15 protein-coding genes are annotated in these 15,250 nt (G+C 44.6%); 14 read left to right on the forward strand and 1 reads right to left on the reverse strand.

The window, feature by feature from the left end:
- A partial coding sequence (locus B4K11_RS17685) for a sodium:solute symporter family transporter (protein ID WP_414689281.1) occupies window positions 1-460 on the reverse strand: 460 nt, incomplete at its 3' end.
- Window positions 461-779: 319 nt separating this feature from the next.
- Here B4K11_RS17685 and B4K11_RS17690 point away from each other — a divergent pair.
- The 14 genes from B4K11_RS17690 to fliN all read left to right on the forward strand — a co-directional run bounded on the left by B4K11_RS17690 (window position 780) and on the right by fliN (window position 15,249).
- Window positions 780-1,040: a DUF4212 domain-containing protein gene (locus B4K11_RS17690; RefSeq protein WP_292956606.1), complete on the forward strand. Its 261-nt coding sequence runs from the start codon at window positions 780-782 to the stop codon at window positions 1,038-1,040.
- A gap of 31 nt (window positions 1,041-1,071) precedes the next feature.
- A complete protein-coding gene (locus B4K11_RS17695; protein ID WP_292956609.1) occupies window positions 1,072-2,880 on the forward strand; it encodes a sodium:solute symporter family protein in 1,809 nt (602 codons plus the stop codon).
- 81 nt (window positions 2,881-2,961) lie between these two features.
- Window positions 2,962-4,791 (forward strand): putative nucleotidyltransferase substrate binding domain-containing protein, encoded by a 1,830-nt coding sequence (locus B4K11_RS17700; protein WP_292956612.1) that lies wholly within the window; start codon window positions 2,962-2,964, stop codon window positions 4,789-4,791.
- Between the two features lie 3 nt (window positions 4,792-4,794).
- The gene (locus B4K11_RS17705) at window positions 4,795-5,424 is read left to right on the forward strand and encodes a 3'-5' exonuclease (protein WP_292956615.1); all 630 of its coding nucleotides are present in this window, start codon (window positions 4,795-4,797) and stop codon (window positions 5,422-5,424) included.
- A 171-nt stretch (window positions 5,425-5,595) separates the two neighbouring features.
- Entirely contained in the window at window positions 5,596-5,949 is a 354-nt protein-coding gene (fliE, locus tag B4K11_RS17710; RefSeq protein ID WP_292956618.1) for a flagellar hook-basal body complex protein FliE, read from the forward strand.
- Between the two features lie 22 nt (window positions 5,950-5,971).
- On the forward strand, window positions 5,972-7,648 hold the full coding sequence (gene fliF / locus B4K11_RS17715; protein ID WP_292959485.1) for a flagellar basal-body MS-ring/collar protein FliF: 1,677 nt from the start codon (window positions 5,972-5,974) through the stop codon (window positions 7,646-7,648).
- On the forward strand, window positions 7,641-8,654 hold the full coding sequence (gene fliG, locus B4K11_RS17720; protein ID WP_292956621.1) for a flagellar motor switch protein FliG: 1,014 nt from the start codon (window positions 7,641-7,643) through the stop codon (window positions 8,652-8,654). Before fliF ends, fliG begins: the two co-directional genes overlap by 8 nt.
- Window positions 8,655-8,661: 7 nt before the next feature.
- Window positions 8,662-9,420: a FliH/SctL family protein gene (locus B4K11_RS17725; RefSeq protein ID WP_292956623.1), complete on the forward strand. Its 759-nt coding sequence runs from the start codon at window positions 8,662-8,664 to the stop codon at window positions 9,418-9,420.
- Window positions 9,413-10,801 (forward strand): flagellar protein export ATPase FliI, encoded by a 1,389-nt coding sequence (gene fliI / locus B4K11_RS17730; RefSeq protein WP_292956626.1) that lies wholly within the window; start codon window positions 9,413-9,415, stop codon window positions 10,799-10,801. The genes B4K11_RS17725 and fliI overlap by 8 nt, the downstream gene beginning before the upstream one ends.
- Window positions 10,798-11,241, forward strand: a complete 444-nt coding sequence (gene fliJ / locus B4K11_RS17735; protein WP_292956629.1) for a flagellar export protein FliJ — start codon at window positions 10,798-10,800, stop codon at window positions 11,239-11,241. The genes fliI and fliJ overlap by 4 nt, the downstream gene beginning before the upstream one ends.
- A gap of 53 nt (window positions 11,242-11,294) precedes the next feature.
- Entirely contained in the window at window positions 11,295-13,073 is a 1,779-nt protein-coding gene (locus tag B4K11_RS17740; RefSeq protein WP_292956632.1) for a flagellar hook-length control protein FliK, read from the forward strand.
- Between the two features lie 167 nt (window positions 13,074-13,240).
- A complete protein-coding gene (locus tag B4K11_RS17745) occupies window positions 13,241-13,768 on the forward strand; it encodes a flagellar basal body-associated FliL family protein (RefSeq protein ID WP_292956635.1) in 528 nt (175 codons plus the stop codon).
- 32 nt (window positions 13,769-13,800) lie between these two features.
- On the forward strand, window positions 13,801-14,778 hold the full coding sequence (gene fliM, locus B4K11_RS17750) for a flagellar motor switch protein FliM (protein ID WP_292956638.1): 978 nt from the start codon (window positions 13,801-13,803) through the stop codon (window positions 14,776-14,778).
- Window positions 14,779-14,811: 33 nt separating this feature from the next.
- On the forward strand, window positions 14,812-15,249 hold the full coding sequence (fliN, locus tag B4K11_RS17755) for a flagellar motor switch protein FliN (RefSeq protein WP_292956641.1): 438 nt from the start codon (window positions 14,812-14,814) through the stop codon (window positions 15,247-15,249).
- Window position 15,250 lies beyond the last annotated feature (1 nt).

Here is a 15,250-nt window from a genome sequence, read left to right on the forward strand (position 1 = left end):
TTACATCCTCTGTCCCGGGGGTTAGTGCGTTGTAGCTGATGGCAACGGCCTTAAGCTGCATGGCTATATATGGCATGGTTCCGGCAACAGCTATAACTGTTACTAAGACAGCTAGGGCTTGGCTTTTCCCGTAGCGAGAAGAGATGAAGTCGGCAATAGTTGTAATGTTCTGTTGCTTACTTATTAAGACCATCTTTTCCATAAGGCGCCAGCCAAAGGTAAATACGATAACGGGACCTAAATAAGTAGCTAAAAATTCCCAGCCGCTTGTGCTGGCTCTGCCGACGCTCCCGTAAAATGTCCAGGACGAGCAATAAACTGCAAGGGATAGGGAGTAAATGATAGGGCGGCTGGCAATGCGCGAATTGCTCTGCGCGCTTTTGTCTCCATAGTAGGCGATCGCAAACAGTAGACCTAAGTAGGCGAATGATATGAGAATTATCGACCAGCCAGAAAGCATTTAGAGTATTCCTTGGTTAGAGCTTCGATCTCATAGTTTACTGTTTTTTTTCGCGAACCCAAAAAATACCTCAAATTAGGCAAAAGGCACTGTAAATGTAGAGCAACTGGCTTGCTACTTTTGTATAAAGCATGAAAGGGTTGGTTTTTAAGTTAATTGTCTGAATGCCCCTAACTATCAGTGTTTAAGCGTTTTTTTGGTTGAATTTGGTTTTGTTTGAGTCGACTAAAGTTTAGCTTTGTTTGGTGGCGCTGTCTGATAACCTCTAGCAGTCTTAAATTTTCACCAATTTCTCAATAACAAAAATAAGGATGGTGTTATGTCAATTAGTAATGATCAGGCGCAAGCCTACTGGCGCGAAAATTTGCGCATCATTATGACTCACCTTGCGATTTGGTTCGTAGTTTCCTACGGCGCCGCAATCCTGTTCGTTGAACAGCTTAACGAGATTCCGTTCTTCGGTTTCCCACTAGGTTTTTGGTTCGGCCAGCAGGGGTCAATCTTCGTATTCGTCATCTTGATCTGGACTTACGTGTTCAGCATGAACAAGCTTGACGAGAAGTATGACGTTCACGAATAACAATAATAATTTCTATTAGGACGGCATTGCTATGAGTCTCGACGTTTTAACTTTTCTCTTTGTAGGTGGCTCCTTTGCGTTGTATATCGGTATTGCGATATGGGCGCGTGCAGGATCTACTAAAGAATTCTACGTAGCAGGCGGTGGTGTACCACCAATTGCAAACGGTATGGCGACGGCAGCTGACTGGATGTCTGCGGCTTCGTTTATTTCACTGGCTGGTTTGGTTTCCTTTGTCGGTCGTGATGGTTCAGCTTATTTGATGGGTTGGACAGGTGGCTATGTACTATTAGCATTAACGCTAGCACCTTACCTACGTAAGTTTGGTAAGTTCACAGTGCCTGACTTCATCGGTGATCGTTATTACTCTCAGACTGCGCGTGTAATCGCTGTAGTTTGTACTATCGTAATCTCTTTCACATACGTAGCTGGTCAAATGCGTGGTGTCGGTATCGTATTCTCTCGTTACCTACACGTAGATATCGATACTGGTGTTTACATCGGTATGACTATCGTATTCTTCTACGCTGTACTAGGTGGTATGAAAGGTATCACTTATACGCAGGTAGCACAGTACGTTGTATTGATTCTTGCATTTACAGTTCCTGCATTCTTCCTATCTGCTCAGGTTACGGGTCATATCCTTCCTCAGATTGGTTTAGGTGCAACGCTTGATAGCGGTATGTCTGTATTGGCTACCTTGGACCAACTTTCAGTTGATCTGGGCTTCAATCAGTATACAAGTGGTAAGAAATCGACTATCGATCTGTTCTTCCTAACTGTTGCTCTGATGTGTGGTACAGCTGGTCTTCCTCACGTTATCGTACGTTTCTTCACTGTACCTCGTGTAAAAGACGCGCGTCTTTCAGCTGGTTATGCATTGATCTTCATTGCATTGCTATACACTGCGGTTCCTGGTGTTGCTGGTTTTGGTCGTGTAAATCTAATTCAGACTATCAACGGTGCTGATGGTACTGGTACGGCTTACTCTGAAATGCCTGACTGGTTCAAGCAGTGGGAAAATACAGGTCTACTAGGTTGGGCTGACCGTAACGGTGATGGCAAAGTTCAGTATGCTTCTGGTGCAGCGTTCACAGCGAAAAAAGGTAAGCCTATTTTCTCTGACGAACGTGGTGAGCACGGACAGCGTATGACGACTAACCCTACTCCTGGTGCTGAGTTTGATGCTGCTAAACAGCCGTTTGCCAATGAAGTTTACGTAGATCGTGACATCATGGTATTGGCTAACCCAGATATTGCACAGCTTCCTAACTGGGTAATTGCTCTAGTAGCAGCTGGTGCGGTAGCAGCAGCGCTATCAACTGCAGCAGGTCTGTTGTTGGTAATCTCTACTGCAATCTCACATGACTTGATGAAGAAGACTATCAATCCAAATATCAACGATAAGCAGGAGCTGATGTTTGCTCGTCTAGCTGCGATTGTTGCTATCGTGATTGCGGGTTACTTCGGTATCAACCCTCCCGGCTTTGTGGCACAGGTTGTTGCATTGGCATTTGGTTTGGCATGTGCATCTGTATTCCCAGCTATTATCATGGGTATTTTCTGGACTCGTCATAACTCACAGGGTGCGATCGCAGGTATGCTAGTAGGTCTAGTAACTACTATGGCTTACATGTACTACTTCGCTTTCGGTGGCGGTTCTCCTGATGAATACTTCATGGGTATTTCTCCAGGTGGTTTCGGTACTGTTGGTGCGATTCTACACGTTGTGGTTGGTTATGTGGTTTCTAGCATGACTCCACCACCACCACAGGAAATTCAGGATGTCGTAGCTGATCTACGTATCCCACGTGGCGCTGGTGAAGCTCACGATCATTAAGATCGAGTAATAAGCTTAAGAAAAGGCGCCCAGCGTAAGTTGGAGCGCCTTTTTTGTTTAAAAATAATAAGGATTATTAAAATGCCTGATTCTTTCAAAATGACAAACCTCCCATTCAGTTTGCTGGATGAAAAGGAGCAGAAGCTTCTGAAGTCCAGCTTAGATATTGGCTATTACCAGCAAGGCGAGATGATAATGACCGCTGGTGAAGAGCCAGAAGGCGTTTTTATTATTTTGAAAGGAAAGGTGGGTGAGAGTGAGGTTGTAAAAGAGGATGAGGTGAGTCAGGAGCATGTTTTCGTTCATTACACTAACGAAGACTATTTCGGCGGTTGGTCTGCTATTCGGGGTAAAGCTATACACAATTTTATAGCCGAAGAGGAGACTATTTGCCATGTTCTTCCAACAGGAACGTTGATGGATTTAATGGCCTCTAATAGTCTTTTTGCTGACTATTTTCAGCAGAATCTTTCTGCAAAGACCGAGATTGTTCAGCAGCATGGTAAAGCTCAGGATATGGCTGAGTTTATGTTGGCGAAAGTCTCTGATGGGTTAGTGCGTGAGCCCCTGGTCATTCAGGAGGGGACATCTATACGTGAGGCGACTTTGCTCATGCGTGAGCATAAGGCGGATTGTATTCTCGTTAAGCGTGGCAACCGATACGGGATGGTGACAGGGACAGATCTGCTGGATGCTGTGATTGTAAATCAGATGGCGATGGATACAGAGTTAGCTGAGATTGCCAGTTATCGTCTTATTACCGTCAATACTGATGATTATCTATTTAATGCGCTGATTATTATGACGCAACAGCATATTGAGCGAGTTGTTGTCATGAAGGGCTCGGAAATGGGTGGTATTGTAGAGCTGACAGATGTTTTGAGTTATTTCTCAAGTCATTCTCATGTTATTGGTTTACGAATAGAGCGTGCTCAAACTGTTGAAGACCTTAAGGAGGCTGCTCAAGGTCTTGATGATCTGATTAAGGCGCTTGTCTCTAATGGTGTGAAGATCCGCTTTGCCATGGACCTCTTGGCTGCGATGAATGGGCGCATAATCGCTAAGCTATTTAATATCATCATCCCTTCTGATATGCAGCCGCATGTCTGTTTGTTGGTGATGGGTTCAGAGGGGCGTGGTGAACAAATCATGAAGACTGATCAGGATAATGCCATTATCCATCGTGACGGTTTGGTTTGGCCTGAAATGCAAGAAACGCTAAATCACTTTAGTGAGACTTTGATCGGATTTGGTTTTCCTCCATGTCCGGGTAATATTATGGTTTCTAATCCTGACTGGGTTCGTTCGCTGGGTGCATGGACTCAGATGTTACAGAATTGGTCAGAGAAGAGTGATGGCGATTCCCAGATGAATCTTGCAATAGCGCTAGATGCTAAGCCAGTAGCAGGTAACCCTGCTATCTTTAAGGCTAGTCGCAACTGGTTTATGCGCCATCTTCGCAATAATGATGTTTTCTTTTCTCATTTTGCAAAAGCGTCAATTGAGTTTGATACGCCGCTTACGTTCTTTGGTAATTTAAAAGACAAGGGGCAGCTGGATATTAAGAAGGGCGGTATTTTTCCGATTGTTCATGGTATTCGAACCATTGCGCTTGAGTATAGAGTGAAAGCGACAAATACCTTTGAGCGTATAGAAGCTCTAGTAGAGTTGGGACAGCTTAAAGATAAGCACGGTAAAGAGATTACAGAAGCGTTGAGTTTGTTTATTGGATTGAGGCTGAATCAGCAAATTGAGCGTATAGAGTGTAGTGATACAGGTCATGATCAAACGCCTAACCTTATTGAGCTGCAATCACTAGATAAATTAGAACGCGATCTGCTTCGAGATGCATTGCATATTGTCAAAGGGTTTAAAAAGCATCTTGAGCTTAGATATCACCTTGGAGGGTAGTGCATGATAATACCCAGAGCAGTCAGAAGAATAAAAGAAAAATATGACCATAAGGCGGGGCCTTATGCGCATCTTTTTGAGTCCTATACTGGTGATGAAGTTGTTTCGTTGGATTGTGAAACGACGAGTTTGGATGTAAAGCAGGGAGAGATCGTCTCTATAGGTGCAGTCAAAATTCGTGGTAGAAAGGTGCTTGCAAGCGAACGCCTTGATATAAAGCTTAAGCCACCTAAATCTTTGACTGGAGATTCTATAAAGATTCACAAGATAAGGGAAAGTGACCTAGCTGAAGGTATCGATATTGAAGATGCATTGCAGCAGGTGCTTGAGTTTGTTGGAAATAGGCCCATTCTGGGTTACTACGTAAATTATGATATCCGCATGTTGGATAAATTTATTCGTCCTGAATTTGGCTTCGGTCTGCCGAATAAAGCAATAGAGCTGTCACATGTTTATCACGATATTATTAAGTGGAAAGCCGTAGGTGGGAATGTCGATCTTCGTTTTGATACGATTTCGAAACAGCTAGATATACCGATGTTAGAAAGGCATACAGCAATAGGTGATGCGTTGACTGTAGCGTTAATGTATGTGCGTTTGAAATACGGTGATCCGCCAGAAGCTCATTATTAATCGCAGACGTCAAAAGAATAACGGGCCTAATGGCCCGTTTTTTGCTTTATTTAGTATGTAAAAGGTGGGTAATAGTAAAAATAGACAAAATTATGACATTATTATCCAGAATCCCCTTGATGAAGCTTATAGGGTGATTATAATGTCAATAAATTGCCGTTTGGTGTTGGTATGATTGAAAGAGCAGATATAAATAGCGTTCTGATGCAGATGCGGACAATTAAAGCGCAGGTTCAAGCGCCGTCTTCAGAGATGCCGGTCTCTTCGCCAATAGAGGTTCCGGGTACTAAGGCGCCTGAGCGTACTGCTTTTAGTGATATTCTGAAAAATGCAGTAGATGGTGTCAATGAAACGCAGGCTGACGCCAAAAAAATGGCAGTGGCGTATGAGAAAGGTGATCCTACAATTGACCTGCCACAGGTCATGATCGCTGCTGAAAAAGCTTCCGTATCTTTTCAGGCTATGACTCAAGTGAGAAATCGCTTGGTGAGTGCTTACGAAGATATTATGAAAATGCCTATCTAATAAAAAATAGAATACAGGATGAATGGCTGTGGCAAATGGTGCTGAAACACTAAGCGGAAACCCGATGCAGGGCTTTAACAAGCTGAGTATCGTAAGACAGATCGGCTTAATGGTTGGCTTAGCAGCAAGTGTTGCTATTGGTTTTGCAGTTGTTTTGTGGTCTCAAAAGGCTGAGCAACGTGTTCTATTTAGTAATCTCTCTTTCTCTGATGCTAATCAAATTATTGAGCAGCTAAAGCTTTATAACGTTCCTTACAATTTTGATGCAGATGGTCGTGCCATACTCGTACCAGATGAGTATGTTCATCAGGCGCGCTTGAAATTAGCATCTGAAGGTTTTACCGCTGATAAAACAGTGGGTTTTGAAATTTTAGATAAAGAACAGAGCCTTGGTACCAGTCAGTTTATGGAAACTACGCGTTATAGGCGTGGTCTTGAGGGTGAGCTAGCTCGAACGATTGCGAGTATGACCTCTGTTCGTAATGCTCGGGTACATCTAGGTATTCCTAAAGATACCGTGTTTATTCGGGATACACGAAAGCCAACCGCTTCTGTTTTTTTAGAGCTTTTTTCCGGTCGTCAGCTTGAAAGGGACCAAGTCGCATCTATCGCAAATCTAGTGGCTTCAAGTATTCCATCGCTTGATGTTAAAGATGTCACCGTTGTTGATCAGCGCGGTCGCCTGCTTAATATGCGTGACAAAGATGTGAATGTGGTGTTGGCCGCTAAGCAATTGGAATATACACGTAGTCTTGAAGGGACTATGTTGAATCGTGTAAATAGCATTCTACAGCCTGTTGTGGGTATGGGACGCTTCCGTGCTGAAGTCTCAGCAGATGTTGATTTTACGGCAGTTGAGCAGACTGATGAGCTTTATAATCCAGATTTGCCAGCCTTGCGTAGTGAACAGACTATGGATGAGTCAAGGGTTGGTGGTGCCGCGCCGGTTGGTGTTCCAGGGGCGCTTTCTAATCAGCCGCCAGGGCCGAGCAGTGTGCCAGAGGAAGCTGCTTCAGGAGAAGGAGTTGTTGAAACCGCAGCGGGGCCCGGTTCTGCGCGTAAACAGGCCACTCGTAACTATGAGTTAGATAGAACCATTAGTTATACCAAACATCAGCAAGGACGTATTCGCCGTGTAACGGTGGCTGTCGTTGTTGATGACTTGTCTAGTATTAACGCTGAAAGCGGTGAGGTTTTGAAAACGCCGTGGGATCAAAATGAGTTAGAGCGTTTACGAATTCTTGTGCAGGATGCTGTGGGTTATTCTGCTTTGCGTGGCGATAGTGTCAATGTAGTGAATACTCCATTTGTTGCTGAAGCACCGATTGTTACAGAAGATATACCTATCTGGAAAGAGGATTGGGTATGGGATGTGGCGAAGCAGGCGATGGCGGTAATCTTTGTTCTTGTGCTTGTGTTCGGCATTTTACGTCCTATTCTTCGGAATCTTGCTGTTGCGGGTACTGCCGGTAACGTTGCGGGTTTAGGTGCTGCGGGTGAGGTAAGTGCTGAACTTGCTGGTTTAGATGGTGCTGACTTCTCTTCTGATTCGGTTACGTTTGGTAGTGATGATGATTTATTGCCAACACCAAATGAAAGCTTTGATTATCAGCTTAATGCTATTCGTAGTATGGTAGCTGAAGATCCTGCGCGTGTTGCGCAAGCGGTAAAGCAATGGGTAGGCAGCGAAGATGAGTGATGGAGCAGATCAGGAGGGCCTTGGAGAGATAGATAAGGCCGCGATTCTACTGATTAGCTTAGGTGAAACTGATGCTGCAGAAGTTCTCAAACATATGGGCCCTAAAGAGGTTCAGATGATTGGTGAAGCGATGGCGCAGTTGAATAACGTGCCGCAAACCCGTGTTGAATCCGTTGTTGGTGATTTTATGGGTTTGGTCAGTGACCAAACCGGCATTGGTATCAATAATGATATCTATATTCGCTCAATGCTAAATCAGGCGCTGGGTGAAGAGAAAGCAAAAACCCTTCTTGATCGTATTCTTATGAGTACAAATACATCCGGCCTTGATACTTTACGTTGGATGGAGCCTCGTCAAATTACAGAAATTATTCGATATGAACATCCTCAGATTCAAGCGGTTGTTGTTGCTTACCTAGAGCCGGATGCGGCGGCTGGTGTTTTAGGCTTTTTTGATGATAAACAACGTCTTGATATCTTGATGAGGGTGGCCGCCTTGGATCGTATTCAGCCTCAAGCATTGCAAGAGCTTAATGATATTCTAGAACGTCAATTTGCTGGCGCTAGTGGCGCAAGCTCAGCTACCTTAGGGGGTGTTAAATCGGCTGCAGATATAATGAACTTCATTGAGTCGGGTATTGAAGCTGAGTTAATGGAAGGCATTAAAGAATCTGATGAGCATCTTGCCGGAAGCATCTCTGATTTGATGTTTGTATTTGATAATTTGATGGATGTCGAAGATCCAGCTATTCAGTCAATTTTGCGTGAAGTCTCTACCGATGTCTTGGTTGTTGCGCTCAAAGGTGCGGACGTTTCACTGCAGGAGAAAATATTCAGAAATATGTCCAAGCGAGCAGCTGAATTGCTAAGGGATGACCTTGAGGCGAAAGGTCCTGTTCGTGTTAGTGAAGTTGAAGAAGCGCAGAAAGAAGTGTTGACGGTTGCTCGTAGGTTGGCTGATGAGGGCGAAATCGTTCTTGGCGGCGGCGGCGAAGCGATGGTGTAGTTAGCACATGTCTAAAGAATCTAAAGCCTATAAAAGAATCCGTGCAGAAGATGCTCAGGACTTTGTTGATTGGGCTCTTCCTGTAGTCGGTGAAGTGGTTGAATCGGGTCTAAAGCATAAAAATGCTCCCGAAGTAACAGTCGTCGAAGAGGTTATCGCAGCTGAGAAAATTACTGTTGCTGAGCTTGAGTCTATTAGAGAGGCAGCTCGTATAGAGGGGTTAGCGGCTGGCCTAGAGGAAGGGCGCCTTAAGGGTGAGGAAAAAGGCCGTGCAGAAGGGCTAACTTCTGGGCGTGATATAGGCTTTAAAGAGGGCTTTCAGAAAGGGGAGGCGGAAACGCTCCGCTTACAGAAGCTCTTGTCTGATATGGTGGCTGAATTACAAAACCCGATTAAAGAATCTGTTCAAGAGGTCGAGGAGCAGCTTATTCAGTTGGTTACTTCACTTGCTTCGGCGGTTGTTGAAACAGAGTTGGAGACGCGTAAGGATCTGTTGGCAGCTTCTATTCATCAAGCTCTAGAGCAGCTGCCTGATCCAATATCCAATATTCAGCTTATGGTTAATGATGCTGATGTTGAGTTTTTGCAGCAAGCTAATTTTCCGTCTGGCGTAGTTATCGAGAGTGAGCCGAATCTGACAGCTGGAGGTTTTCGCCTGAAAACTGAGAGTACTCTTATTCAGCATGAGGTTGAAAGTCGTTTTTCTAGTGTTGTTGAGCAATTTCGTAACAATGTAAGTCACCAAACTTCTGACGATAATGAGTAAACTTCTCGATAGACTGTCCCGCTATTCTGATCACCGTTTAGAACCTTCCCGTCCCCGTGTTGAAGGTCGTATCACTCGCATGATAGGTCTAACAATCGAAGCTGTTGGCATCAAGTGCGCTGTCGGTGAGTGTTGTTTTATCGAGCTCTCTAAAGATCAGCAGATCGAGGCTGAAGTCGTAGGTTTCTCTGGAGATCGCATCTATTTGATGCCGCTTTATCCAATCGATGGTTTACAAGCTGGAACGCGTGTTATTGCGTCATCGGAGTCGGGGAAAGTCCCTGTAGGAATGACGCTTTTAGGGCGTATATTAAACGGTGTAGGCAAACCTATTGATGGTAAAGGGCCGTTACAGCCTGAGGCAGAAACTGGCCTCACGGGTGAAATAATTAATCCATTGATGCGTGAACCGATCAAGCAGCCGCTTGATGTGGGTATTCGTACAATTAATGGGTTACTTACGGTTGGACGTGGGCAGCGAATGGGGCTGTTTGCAGGTAGTGGTGTAGGTAAATCTGTACTCCTTGGGATGATGACTCGTTTCACTGAGGCGGAGATCATTGTTGTTGGGCTTATTGGTGAACGTGGTCGTGAAGTTAAAGAGTTTATTGAACATAGTTTGGGAGCCGAAGGGCTCAAAAGGTCTGTCGTAGTTGCTTCCCCTGCGGATGACTCCCCTTTAATGCGACTGCGTGCTTCACAGCTATCTACACGTATTGCTGAGTATTTTCGTGATCAAGGAAAAAATGTATTGTTGTTGATGGACTCGCTCACTCGCTATGCTCAGGCTCAGCGTGAAATTGCTTTAGCGGTTGGTGAGCCTCCAGCTACAAAAGGTTATCCGCCTTCAGTATTCGCTAAGATCCCCAAGTTGGTTGAAAGGGCTGGTAATGGTGAAGAGGGTGGTGGATCCATCACCGCATTTTATACCGTATTGACTGAAGGGGATGACCAGCAGGACCCTGTTGCTGACTCTGCGCGTGCGATTTTAGATGGGCATGTGGTTTTGTCACGCCAGTTGGCTGAACAAGGACATTATCCAGCTATTGATATTGAAGCTTCTATCAGTCGAGCAATGCCGCAAATTATTGATGCTGATCATCTGACGATGGCGATGCGTTTTAAGCAGCTATACTCAAAATACCGTCAAAATGAAGATTTGATTAATGTGGGAGCTTATGTGAAAGGTAGCGACCCTGATACTGATTTTGTGATGGAGAACCTTCCTTCGATGACCGCTTACTTACGTCAAGGTATTAATGAGTCATTTCAGTTAATTCCTTCGATGCAGCAGATGGTTATGGTTTTATCTCCACCTCCGTCAGCTCCTGAGCAAAATCAACAGTTACGCCGCCCAGTAACTAATGGTCTGCAGAAATGAATAAACGCTCAAAACGTCTACAGTTGGTGCTTGATCTTGCTGAACGAAAAAAACAGCAGGCTGACCAGTTTTTGGCTGCTAGTCGTCAGCGAGTTGAGCAGGATCAGAGAACAATGGGGCAGCTTGATCAGTATATGTCGGAGTATCAGCAAAACTATTTAGGCGTAAATTCTGAAGGATGCACGGGAGCCCAGCTTCATGCGCAGCAGGCTTTTATGCAAAAAATTCAGGATGCCAAAGACACTCAGGTAACGGCGATTGAGCAGAACTTACGTGAGTTAGAAGCTGTAGAAAAGCATTGGAAGGAAGCATACGCTAAGGTTAAAGGTATGCAGAAGCTTACGGATAAAGCTTTGGATACTGAAAGAAAAGAAGAAGAAAAGTCCCTTCAAAAGCAGCTTGATGAGCGAGCGCAAATTACTAAATCCTCTTTCTTGTAAAGTTTGGCCCTCTTTTTGCTTTTATTAGATTAGGCAAAATATAGGAGCCTAAAATGAGTGAGCAATTGTCAATGCCTGCCGGCGGTGGGCTGTTAACGTTAAATCTTTCTGTGTTACCTCAAGGTGCTGGGCCTGCTGGGTCTGGTGGTGGTTTGTTTGGTAACTTTAGCTCGATGCTAAGTCAGCAGGGTGAAAGTGTGCCTGAGTCTGGTTTGTTAAAAGCCGGCGCTTTTTTGCCGCAATCGGGTACTGCATTGCCGCCTTCTGATAGTGAAGAGCTATCGTCTCAGGCTTTGATGCAGCAGCAAATGTTATATGTTGCCCAAATGCTTGAGCAGCGAGTTGAAGGCAGTGAGCAATTACCCTCAGAGATTAGCGCTGAACTTATACAGGCCCTTCGACAATATGCAGAACGCAAACCTGTATTGCCTGAAGAGGAGTCCCTTACTTCAGGCAGTGTAAATCCTTCTGATAGCGAAGAGGCTCAGTCATCTGGTGTTGTTGGTGATATAGATGAGCTGTTTACTGCTGGTGTTGTCGGCGCGCCGATCCTATTGCCTACTAATGAAAATGGTCGCTTTTTGCGCGACGATGAAGGGCGTTGGTTGCGTAGTGAAGACACTAATGAATTATCAGGCTTGCAAAAGTTAGTAGAGCTGGCATCTAATCTTCAGCAATCAGGCTCTACACATAGTGAATCAGCTGATCAGATTAAGAAGGTTGTGGTTGATGCGCTAGGTGCTTCTGTTGATAGAGCTGTACAGGTTGATGACGCTGTGCAAGGCCTGGTTGATAAGGGCGCGCCAGTTGCTCCTGTTGCAATTGAGTCTAGAGCGGCAGCGGCGGAGCAGCAACGTGTAGTAGAGCAAGTAATATCACGTGTAGCTGATTCTGCGGCTAGCACGCAAAAAGCTTCGGTTGTTGCGTCAACTGATCCAGTAACCACTGCAAATGCAGTTGTGACTTCAGGTGAGAGGGATAAAGGTGTTGCGCAGGCTTCAGTTCCTGCTCCTGTCATCTCTCAATCTGATTCGGAAAGTATGGATTTAGAGGAGCCTGTAAAGAGGGTTACGCCTGTTGTCGATACCTTCCAGTCAAAAGCGTTAGATAAAAATGCTCAGTTAGCTGATTTGGCTGCAAAGGGATCTATTACTAATCCTGCTATGAAATCTGATGGTTTGCTAAAACCTATGTTCGATGCTGCGCCTTCAGAGAAGTTCGGTAATGCATTGGAGTTGACTCAACAGCTTATGCAGAAAGTCTCTTCAAATGAAAAAGTGGTTGATACTGGGTTTAATCAGCGTATGGAGGCGTTAACTTCTGTAGCGCAAACGCAAACTACAGCACAGCCTACTCAAACTCAAAAAACAGTCTCTGATGCGCAGAATTTGATGATGCCGCAGCATGTTCAGGTCAATACGCCCGCTTGGAAAAATGCACTCGGTGAGCGAGCGATAATGATATCCGCTCAAAACATGCGGGTTGCTGAGATTAAATTGGATCCACCTGAATTAGGTTCTTTAAGTATCAGGGTGAATGTTAATCAGGATCAGGTCAGTTTGAGTTTTACTTCTCCGCATGCGCATGTTCGAGATGCTGTTGAACAAAGTTTGCCTAGGTTGCGCGAGATGTTTGCTGAGCAAGGCTTAGCGCTTCAAGATTCTGAGGTTGCAGATCAATCCGCGGATCAGCAAAGACGTGAGCAATTGGCAGAGCAGGGTGAGGGAGGATCCTCAACTAATCAATATATGGGAGATGGTTCTGAAAATTCAGAAGAAACTGCAGCGACTGAAGGAGCTGAATCAATTTCTTTGGTTGATTATTATGCGTAGATAGATAGTTAGAATGAGCGCTTAAAGTAATCAGTTCAAGATAAAAACGCTTGTTTTTATTGTTCTTGATCTTCAGCCTTAAAATCAGTGTGTTATATTAGGTAGATACCGTTATTTACAGTTAAGGCATCATTCAATGATGCTGGCATGTTGTTGAGGATCTATAGATGGCTGAAGAGCAAGAACCAAGCGCAGAAGAGGGTGCAGAGAAAAAGCCTTCAAAGTTAAAGTGGATTATTATTGGCGTTGTCGCATTGGTTATTGTCGGCGGAGGCGGTGCAGCGGCAGCTCTTTTCTTATTGGGTGGTGATGATTCAGCAGAGACTGAAGAGGCTGCTCCAGCTGAACCGGTTAGAGCGGAAGCAATTTACACCAAGGTAAGAACAATGGGCGGCAAGCCTATGTTTGTGGTGACCCTTCAATCTGAGGACAATCGTCCACACTACATGCAGTTATATGTTGAGGCAAAAAGCAGAGATCAAGCGGTTCATGATGCCATGACATTGCATATGCCGTTGATTGTTTCTCGACTAAATAATTTATATAGCACACAAAACTATAGGGAACTGCAATCTCTAGAGGGTAAACTTGCTTTGCAAGATAGCTCTACTGATCTTGTGCGTGAAATTATGCAAGAGAAGATAGGTAAGCCTGGTGTTGAAACCATTCTCTTTACCAATATGGTCATGCAGTAATGCGGTTATGTTTGTTTAAGGAATTAGGCTAGATGTCAGTTAAGGATCTACTATCACAGGATGAAATTGATGCCCTGCTTCATGGGGTTGATGATGGTGATGTTGAGACTTCAGAAGAAGCTGAGGTCGAAGAGGGTGAGGTCCGAACTTATGACTTGGCAAGTCATGAGCGTATCGTGCGTGGCAGGATGCCTACGCTGGAAATGGTCAATGAGCGTTTTGCTCGTTACACCCGTATAAGTATTTTTAATCTCTTGCGCCGCGCAGCTGATGTTACCGTGGGTGGTGTACAGGTGATGAAGTACGGGGATTATATTCATACGCTTTATGTGCCAACAAGTATGAACTTAATTCGCGTTTCACCTTTAAGGGGCACCGCGCTCTTTATTATGGATGCGAAGCTTGTTTTTAAACTTGTGGATAACTTTTTTGGTGGAGATGGGCGGCATGCGAAAATTGAAGGCCGTGAATTCACACCAACTGAAACCCGTCTTATTCATAAAGCGCTAGAGCAATTCTTTTTAGATTTGGAAGAGGCATGGAGCCCTGTAAAGGAGCTTACTTTCGAACATCTCGGCCATGAAATGAATCCAGCCATGGCTAACGTCATTAATCCGACAGAAGTTGTTGTTGTGAGTACTTTTCAGGTTGATCTTGAAGGTGGTTCTGGAGAGTTTCATGTGGCTATGCCTTACTCTATGTTGGAGCCTATACGAGATCTGCTGGTTTCTGGATTCCAGAATAGCGAAGATGAGAAAGATGAACGCTGGCAGGTCGCATTACAGCGGGATATCTTGATGGCTCGTTTGCCTCTAGAGATGTCAGTGGCGGAACAGGATATGACCTTGAGGGATGTGCTTGAATTAGAAAAGGGCGATATTATCCCAATAGAGTTACCTGAAAATTTTGAATTAAAAGCCAACAAAGTTCCGGTTTATAACTGCACTATGGGGGTTTCCCGTGGTAATTTGGCGGTTAAAATTGTAGATCAGATAGTACGCCCTAAATAAGTGTGTAAGTAGTTCATTAGAGAGCAAATGTAGATGAGTGATGAAACTGAAGACCAGCAAGCTATGGCAGATGAGTGGGCTGCTGCTATGGAGGAGCAAGTAACGGAAGAGGCGGGAGCTGTTGATCCCGATGAGTTACTGGCGGCCACCGGTGTTACGGGCGAATCTGTAGAGCTTGATGAGTTGCAAGATGAAGGAACACCTGTTTCGGATCCTAAGCTTGATGTGATTCTGGATATTCCGGTTACTTTATCGATGCAAGTTGGTCAAACTGATATTCCTATTAGTAATTTATTACAGTTGAATCAGGGATCAGTTATTGAACTGGACCGTGTTGCCGGTGAGCCGTTAGATGTGATGGTAAACGGAACGTTAATTGCTCATGGCGAAGTTGTTGTTGTGAACGATCGTTATGGTATTAGGTTAACAGACGTTATCAGCCCTCAAGAACGTATTAAACGTTTGAAATAAC

Origin of the sequence: Neptuniibacter sp. UBA6509, assembly GCA_002435145.1 — a bacterium.
Taxonomy (GTDB): domain Bacteria; phylum Pseudomonadota; class Gammaproteobacteria; order Pseudomonadales; family Balneatricaceae; genus Neptuniibacter.